This window comes from Paraburkholderia sp. (genome assembly GCF_036488505.1).
Taxonomy (GTDB): Bacteria; Pseudomonadota; Gammaproteobacteria; order Burkholderiales; family Burkholderiaceae; genus Paraburkholderia.
This window is the reverse complement of the sequence record NZ_DASXHN010000346.1, coordinates 1-8349: the sequence shown is the minus strand read 5'-3', so window position 1 is coordinate 8349 and position 8349 is coordinate 1. Positions and strand designations below refer to the sequence as shown.

Below are 8349 nucleotides of genomic sequence, written 5' to 3'. Positions count from 1 at the left end.
TCATCGCGTGATGCAGCTTGCCCATCGACATCGCGCGCACCAGCAAGTCGACGTCGCTCGCGCGCACCGCCTTGCCGCTCGACGCGACGTAGTCGGCCGGCCTCGCGACGAACGCGATCTTCGGCGTGTGCTGGCGCGTCGCGATCTGATCGAGATGCTCGATCAGCCCCATGCGCAACGCGCCGTGCACGCGAATCGTCTCGAACCTCGCCAGCGCTTTCTCGTCGCTATTGATCGCGTCCTGCAACTCGGTGCCGGTATAGCCGAGTGCCTCGGCGTCGATAAAGATCGTCGGAATGCCCGCGTTGATCATCGTCGCCTTGAAGGTGCCGATGCCGGGCACGTCGAGGTCGTCGACGAGCTTGCCGGTCGGGAACATCGCGCCGCCCGCGCCCTCTTCGTCGGCCGCCGGGTCCATGAATTCGAGCGGCACTTCGGCGGCCGCGAACGTCACGCCGTCGAGTTCGAAGTCGCCGGTTTCCTGCACCGCACCGCCGCTCATCGGCACGTGCGCGATGATCGTCTTGCCGATATTGGCCTGCCAGATGCGCACGATCGCGACGCCGTCGCGCGGAACGCGACTCGCGTCGACGAGCCCCGCGCTGATCGCGAACGGTCCGACCGCCGCGGACAGATTGCCGCAATTGCCGCTCCAGTCGACGAACGCGTTGTCGATCGACACCTGGCCGAACAGGTAATCGACGTCGTGATCGGGCCGGCTGCTGCGCGCGATGATCACCGTTTTGCTGGTGCTCGATGTCGCACCGCCCATGCCGTCGATCTGCTTGCCGTACGGGTCGGGGCTGCCGATCACGCGCATCAGTAGCGCGTCGCGCGCGGCGCCCGGTGTTTGCGCCGCTGCGGGCAGGTCCTGCAGGCGAAAGAACACGCCTTTGCTGGTGCCGCCGCGCATATAGATGGCCGGAATCTTGATCTGGGGTAGGTGGGCCATGAAAGTGTCCTGAGATGACGTCGTCATAAGTTGGGCGATGCGGCTCGAAAAACCGCATCGCCCTGTTCTGTTCAGATACGCGGTAAACGCGCGGCTTCAGCCATCACGCCGCCGCTTTCGTCGATTCGAGAAAGTCCTGCGCGAAACGCTGCAATACACCGCCGGCTTCGTAAATCGACACCTCTTCGGCCGTATCGAGCCGGCAGGTGACCGGCACGTCGACGCGCTCGCCGTTGCTGCGATGAATCACCAGCGTGAGATCCGCGCGCGGCTTGCGCTCGCCGAGCACATCGAAGGTTTCGGTGCCGTCGATGCCGAGCGTCAGTCGATTCACGCCGGGCTTGAATTCGAGCGGCAACACGCCCATGCCGACCAGGTTCGTGCGGTGAATCCGCTCGAACCCTTCCGCGACGATCGCTTCGGTCCCGGCAAGCCGGACCCCTTTGGCGGCCCAGTCGCGCGACGACCCCTGGCCGTAGTCGGCGCCGGCGATCACGATCAGCGGCTGCTTGCGCTGCATGTAGGTTTCGATCGCTTCCCACATCCGCGTGACCTTGCCTTCGGGCTCGATGCGCGCGAACGAACCGGCCTTCACGTTGCCGTTCTCGAGCACCATCTCGTTTTTCAACGTCGGGTTCGCGAAGGTCGCGCGCTGCGCGGTCAAATGGTCGCCACGATGCGTCGCATAGGAATTGAAGTCCTCTTCCGGCAGGCCCATCTTCGTCAGGTACTCGCCGGCCGCGCTGTCCGCCAGGATCGCATTCGACGGCGACAGGTGATCGGTCGTGATGTTGTCGCCGAGTACGGCCAACGCACGCATGCCCTTCAGCGTGCGTTCGCCGGCCAGCGCGCCTTCCCAATACGGCGGACGGCGAATATAGGTGCTTTGCGCGCGCCAGTCGTACAACGGCTGCGCCTTTTCGCCGCTCTCGGCGGCGAGCGCGAACATCGGTTCATACACCTTGCGGAACTGCTCGGGCTTCACGCTCGACGCGACGATCGCATCGATCTCGGCATCCGACGGCCACAGGTCTTTGAGCATCACCGGATGGCCATCGGCATCGAGCCCGAGCACGTCCTTCTCGATATCGAAACGGATCGTGCCCGCAATCGCATACGCGACGACGAGTGGCGGCGACGCGAGAAACGCCTGCTTCGCGTACGGATGAATGCGCCCGTCGAAGTTGCGGTTGCCCGACAATACCGCGGTCGCATACAGGTCGCGTTCGATCACTTCCTTCTGGATCGCCGGGTCCAACGCGCCGGACATGCCGTTGCACGACGTGCACGCATACGCGACCACGCCGAAGCCGAGTTTTTCGAGCTCCGGCAGGAGCCCCGCCGCTTCCATATACAACGTCACTGCCTTCGAGCCCGGCGCGAGCGAGCTCTTCACCCACGGCTTGCGCGCGAGCCCGTGCCGGTTCGCATTGCGCGCTAGCAGACCGGCCGCGATCATGTTGCGCGGATTGTTCGTGTTGGTGCAACTGGTAATCGCGGCGATGATGACCGCGCCATCCGGCATCAGCCCCGGCTCGTTCTCGACCTTGCCGCTGATGCCGCGCGCGGCCAGCTCCGACACCGGCAAGCGGCGATGCGGATTCGACGGCCCGGCGAGCGTGCGTACTACTGTACCGAGATCGAACTTGAGCACGCGTTCGTATTGCGCATGCTTGAGCGTGTCGGCCCACAAACCGGTTTCCTTCGCATATGTCTCGACCAGTTTGACCAGCTCGTCGTCGCGGCCGGTGAGCGTCAGATAGCGGATCGTCTGCTCGTCGATATAGAACATCGCGGCCGTCGCGCCGAACTCGGGCGCCATATTGGCGATCGTCGCGCGGTCTCCCAACGTCAGGTTCGCCGCGCCGTCGCCGTAAAATTCGAGATACGCGCCGACCACCTTCTCCTTGCGCAAAAATTCGGTCAGCGACAAAACGACGTCGGTCGCCGTAATACCCTCGCCCGGTTTGCCGCTCAGCTCGACGCCGACGATATCGGGCAGTCGCATATACGACGCGCGGCCCAGCATCACGCTCTCCGCTTCGAGGCCGCCCACGCCCACCGCGATCACGCCGAGCGCATCGACCATCGGCGTATGCGAGTCGGTGCCGACGAGCGTATCGGGAAACGCGACGCCGTCTTGCACCTGCACGACCGGGCTCATGCGTTCGAGGTTGATCTGATGCAGGATGCCGTTGCCCGGCGGAATCACGTCGACATTGCGGAACGCGCGCTTGGTCCAGTTGATGAAGTCGAAGCGGTCTTCGTTGCGGCGATCCTCGATCGCGCGGTTCTTCGCGAACGCATCCGGATCGAAGCCGCCGCACTCGACCGCCAGCGAGTGATCGACCACGAGCTGGGTCGGCACCACCGGATTGACGAGCGCCGGGTCGCCGCCTTGCGCGGCAATCGCATCGCGGAGGCCGGCCAGATCGACGAGCGCAGTCTGGCCAAGGATGTCGTGACAGACGACGCGCGCCGGAAACCACGGGAAGTCCAGTTCGCGCTTGCGCTCGATGATCTGCTTCAGCGACGCGGTGAGCGTCGCCGGATCGCAGCGGCGCACCAGATTTTCGGCGAGCACGCGCGATGTGTAGGGCAGCTTGTCGTAGGCGCCGGGCTCGATGGCGTCGACCGCGGCGCGCGTGTCGAAGTAGTCGAGCTCGGTGCCCGGAAGGCGTTTGCGGTTGGCAGTATTCATGGCGTAGGGACAGGACGGTTATCGGCCGGCGGCGCGGACGCCGGCGGCGGCCGGTCGCGCACGGCGCGCGTTCTCGAGCGCTGCTCGACGGGCGGACCGGTCAGAAAGTGGATGTAGTGTAGCTCGCTGGTTTGCGGGTGCCCCGGGCAGGCGGCATCAAACTGGCCGGGCGCTTTAAAGCCGCATCGATCGCCATCCAGCTTGCCCGCATTGATCAAGCGCGCTTCGCCAGCGGCACGAACGGCAGGTCGTCCGGTCCGGTGTAATTCGCGCTCGGACGGATGATCTTGTTGTCGACGCGCTGCTCGATGATGTGCGCGCTCCAGCCCGCGGTGCGCGCGATCACGAAGAGCGGCGTGAACATCGCGGTCGGCACGCCCATCATGTGATACGACACCGCGCTGAACCAGTCGAGGTTCGGAAACATCTTCTTCGCGTCCCACATCACCGTTTCCAGCCGCTCGGCGATCGAAAACAGCTTGGTGTCGCCCGCTTCCTTCGACAGCTTCTTCGCGACTTCCTTGATCACCTTGTTGCGCGGATCGGAGATCGTGTACACCGGGTGGCCGAAGCCGATCACCACCTCCTTGTTCTCGACGCGGCGGCGGATATCGGCTTCCGCTTCGTCGGGCGTCTGGTAGCGCGACTGGATCTCGAACGCGACTTCGTTGGCGCCGCCGTGCTTCGGCCCGCGCAGCGCGCCGATCGCGCCGGTGATCGCCGAATACATGTCCGAGCCCGTGCCGGCGATCACCCGGCCGGTGAACGTCGACGCGTTGAATTCATGCTCCGCATACAGGTTCAGCGACACGTGCATCGCGTCGACCCATGACTTCGACGGCGCAACGCCGTGCAGCAGATGCAGGAAGTGGCCGCCGATCGAATCGTCGTCGGTTTCGACCTCGATGCGCTTGCCGTTATGCGAGTAGTGATACCAGTACAGCAGCATCGAGCCGAGCGAGGCCATCAGCTTGTCGGCGATATCGCGCGCCCCCGCCAGGTTGTGGTCGTCCTTCTCGGGCAGCACGGTGCCGAGCGCCGATACGCCGGTGCGCATCACGTCCATCGGATGCGCGGCGGCCGGAATCCATTCGAGCACGGCCTTCACGTTCGCGGGCAGCCCGCGCATCGCTTTCAGCTTCGTTTTATAGGCGCCCAGTTCGGCCTCGTTGGGCAGCTTGCCGTGCACGAGCAGATACGCGACTTCCTCGAATTCGCACGCGCTGGCGATGTCGAGAATGTCGTAGCCGCGGTAATGCAGATCGTTGCCGGTCTTGCCGACCGTGCACAGCGCGGTGTTGCCCGCGGTCACGCCGGACAGCGCGACGGACTTTTTAGGTTTGAATGCGCCCGCGTTCGGCGTGCTGTTGTCTGCTTCGCTCATCGATTGTCTCCAGGTTCCAGGCAGGAATGGGTTCAGTTAGGTCACGGCTTCGGTCATGGGTCCGGCCACGGCGCGGCCACAGTATCGGAGCAGCTTCGCACGGCAGTCCGTACTGCAAAGATCGGGCCAAGCCGGGGGAAGCGCGCTAAGTCCTTGATTTCGCATCTTCGCGCCGCAAGCGCGTGCGAGCCGCGCCGGACATTTCATTTCATAAATGAAATCGCCATTTCAAATCAGCAACGAACGGGTTCATAATCACCGTACCGCACCGCACGCAGAGTTGACCGCCTTGAGCACACCCCTGAACGAACCACCGCAACGCCCGCGCATCTGGGCGTTCTCGATCAGCCGCCTGCGCGATCTGTTCTTCGACATCGCAAGCGAATACGTCGAACGCGCCGAACTGCGCATCGTGTCGCACGGCTTCGAAGACGCGGTGCGCGAAATCGAAAGCGCGGGCGCCGCGCGCCCCGACGTCGTGATCGCCGGCGGTTCGAACGGCGCGTATCTGAAGACCCGCGTCTCGGTGCCAGTCGTGCGGATCAACCCGAGCGGCTACGACATGATGCACGCGCTCGCGCGCGCCCGTCGCGAAGGGGCGCGCGTCGCGCTCGTCACGCACGGCGACACGCCCGACGAAGTGCGCCGCTTCACCGCCGCCTACGGGCTCGACATCACGTTCGCGTCATATCAGTCGGCACAGGACGCTGAAAGCCTGGTGCTCGATCTCAGCGATCGCGGCATTGACGTCGTCGCCGGCCCCGGGCTCGTCACCGATCTCGCCGCGAACGCCGGCATGGGCGCGGTGTTTCTCTATTCGCGCGCCTCCGTGCGCACCGGCTTCGATACCGCGCTCGAAGTCGCGCAGGCGACGCGCCGCGAAACCGTGCGCCGCCAGCGGCTCGATACGCTGCTGCAGCATCTGCGTGACGGCGTCGTCGCGCTCGACGCGCAAGGCCGCGTCGAAGTGATGAATCAGCGGCTTGCGAGCGTGCTCGATATCGATCCGGCGACAGCGGTCGGCCGCGCGCTGCTCGATCTCGCCCCCCATCTCGCCGGCAGCCTGCCCGATACCGATGGCGACAGCTTCTGCACGGTGCGCGGCGCGAGCTACGTCGTGCATCGTGGGCCGCTCGCGAGCAGCGGCGCGGTCGCGGGCACCGTGCTGACGTTCCAGGAATCGCGCGCGGTAGAACGGCTCGACCGCACGCTGCGCTCGCGCCAGCGCGTGCAGCAGTTCACCGCGCGCTACCGGCTCGACGATATCGTCGGCGCGTCCGAGTCGATCGAACGGGTGCGCGCGCTCGTGCGGCGCTATGCGAGGTCGGACGCGACCGTGCTGATTCTCGGCGAGAGCGGCACCGGCAAGGAGATGGTCGCGCAGAGCATGCATCGGCTGAGCGCGCGGCGCGACTTCGCGTTCGTCGCGATCAATTGCGGCGCGTTTCCGGAAGCATTGCTCGAAAGCGAACTGTTCGGCTACGAGGAAGGCGCGTTCACCGGCGCGCGCAAGGGCGGCAAGGCGGGGCTGATCGAAGTCGCGCATCGCGGCACGCTGTTTCTCGATGAAATCGGCGAGATGCCGTTGTCGTTGCAGAGCCGTCTGTTGCGCGTGCTGCAGGAGCGCGAGGTGGTGCGGCTCGGCTCGACGGAACCGACGCGCGTCGATATCCGCGTCGTCGCGGCGACCCATCGCGCGTTGACCGACAGCGTCGCGGCTGGCGGTTTTCGCGCCGATCTGTACTACCGGCTCAATATTCTCAGCATCGCGCTGCCGCCGCTGCGCGAGCGGCCGAACGATCTGGTGCCGCTCGCGGCCGAGCTATTGCGCCAGGCCGCCGCGCGCGAGCCGAGACTCGCCGCGCGCGTGCCCGACGCGCAAGCCGCCGCACGGATGCTCGCGGGTCTTGGTGCATCGTTGCGGCGCTATGCATGGCCGGGAAACGTGCGCGAGTTGCAGAACGTGATCGAGCGCATCGCGGTGGAGCTGGCGGATGTCGAGGCGGATCCGCATGCCGATACGATCACGCTGGCGGCAGACCCCCGCGAAGACGCGGCCATCGTCACGCGCGACATGCTGCGCGCGGTCGCGCCGGAAATCGTCGAGCCCGCCGCCCGCGCGAAACCCGCCGCGCTCACGTTGCGCGAGCGCAGCCGTCATGTGGAAGCCGATCAGATCCGCGCAGCGCTCGCGGCTCATGACGGCGATCGCGACGCGGTGTGCGCGGCGCTCGGCATCAGTAAGACGACGTTGTGGCGCAAGCTGAACGCGGCGCGTTAGGTCATGGCAATGCGCGCATGCTGCCGCGCGCTGCGTCGTGTTGCGTGGCTTTCCCCATCGCTCGTTGCGATCATCCCGCCGCCTGCGCGGTATCGAGCCGCGCGAATTCATCGCTGAGAAAATCCACGCATACCCGCACCTTCGCCGACTGCGCAAGCCGCTCCGGATACACCGCCCACACGTTCGCCGGCTGCGTAACCTCCGGCAGCAGTTGGCGCAACTGGCCGCTGCCGATCAGCGCCTGCACGTCCCACAACGAACGCAATACGATCCCGCGTCCGGCGAGCGCCCATTGCACGGCGACTTCGCCGTGATTGGTCGACAGCGGGCCGGTGACCTTGATCGACGCCGCTTCGCCGCGCACCGTGAGCCGCCACAAACCGAACGGATGATCGCGCTCCTTGATGACCAGGCACGCGTGCGACGACAGATCGGCGAGTTGCCGCGGGGTGCCGTGCCGCGCGAGATAGTCGGGCGACGCGCACAGCACGCGGTGATTCGACGCGAGCCGCCGCGCGATCAGATGCGGCGCGATCTCGTCGCCGATGCGGATATCGAGGTCGAAGCCCTCGCCGCCGACATCGACGAGGCGGTCGAACAGATCGAGCCGCACGCCCAGTTGCGGATAGCGTTCGGTGAAACGCGCGAGCGCCGGCGCGACGAAGCGCCGGCCGAAGCCGAAGCTGCTCGAAATGCGCAGCTTGCCGCCCGGAATGCGACGCGTGGTCGACACGTCTTCGACCAGCTGGTCGACGTCGTCGAGAATCTTTTCGGCCCACGTATACACCCGCTCGCCTGCTTCGGTGATCGCGACGCGGCGCGTCGAGCGATGCAGCAGGCGCGTGCCTAGCGTCGTCTCGAGCACGTTGATGCGCTTGCTCACGTAGGCCGCCGACACCGACAGCGCTTCGGCCGCCGCGCTGAAACTGCACTTGCGCGCGACTTCACAGAACACGCGCAGGTCGCCGAGATCGGGGGACGGGCCGCTATTCATCAGGACGCTCTTTGTGCACGAATCGTGCATAGTGGTT

5 protein-coding genes are annotated in these 8349 nt (G+C 65.8%); 1 reads left to right on the top strand and 4 read right to left on the bottom strand.

The window, feature by feature from the left end; all coding sequences use genetic code 11:
• From prpF to prpC, 3 genes are all read right to left on the bottom strand, one after another.
• Nucleotides 1-952: 2-methylaconitate cis-trans isomerase PrpF (gene prpF, locus VGH68_RS20320; RefSeq protein ID WP_331605484.1), on the bottom strand; the 952-nt coding region annotated here is incomplete at its 3' end.
• A 103-nt stretch (nucleotides 953-1055) separates the two neighbouring features.
• Nucleotides 1056-3653, bottom strand: coding sequence for a Fe/S-dependent 2-methylisocitrate dehydratase AcnD (acnD, locus tag VGH68_RS20315; RefSeq protein ID WP_331605483.1), 2598 nt, complete (start codon nucleotides 3651-3653; stop codon nucleotides 1056-1058).
• 214 nt (nucleotides 3654-3867) lie between these two features.
• Nucleotides 3868-5037, bottom strand: coding sequence for a bifunctional 2-methylcitrate synthase/citrate synthase (prpC, locus tag VGH68_RS20310; protein WP_331605482.1), 1170 nt, complete (start codon nucleotides 5035-5037; stop codon nucleotides 3868-3870).
• A gap of 289 nt (nucleotides 5038-5326) precedes the next feature.
• Between prpC and prpR the strand changes: the two genes are divergently transcribed.
• On the top strand, nucleotides 5327-7318 hold the full coding sequence (gene prpR / locus VGH68_RS20305) for a propionate catabolism operon regulatory protein PrpR (protein ID WP_331605481.1): 1992 nt from the start codon (nucleotides 5327-5329) through the stop codon (nucleotides 7316-7318).
• A 70-nt stretch (nucleotides 7319-7388) separates the two neighbouring features.
• On the opposite strand, the gene VGH68_RS20300 is transcribed toward prpR, so the two are convergent.
• The gene (locus VGH68_RS20300) at nucleotides 7389-8312 is read right to left on the bottom strand and encodes a LysR substrate-binding domain-containing protein (RefSeq protein WP_331605479.1); all 924 of its coding nucleotides are present in this window, start codon (nucleotides 8310-8312) and stop codon (nucleotides 7389-7391) included.
• Nucleotides 8313-8349: the final 37 nt, after the last annotated feature.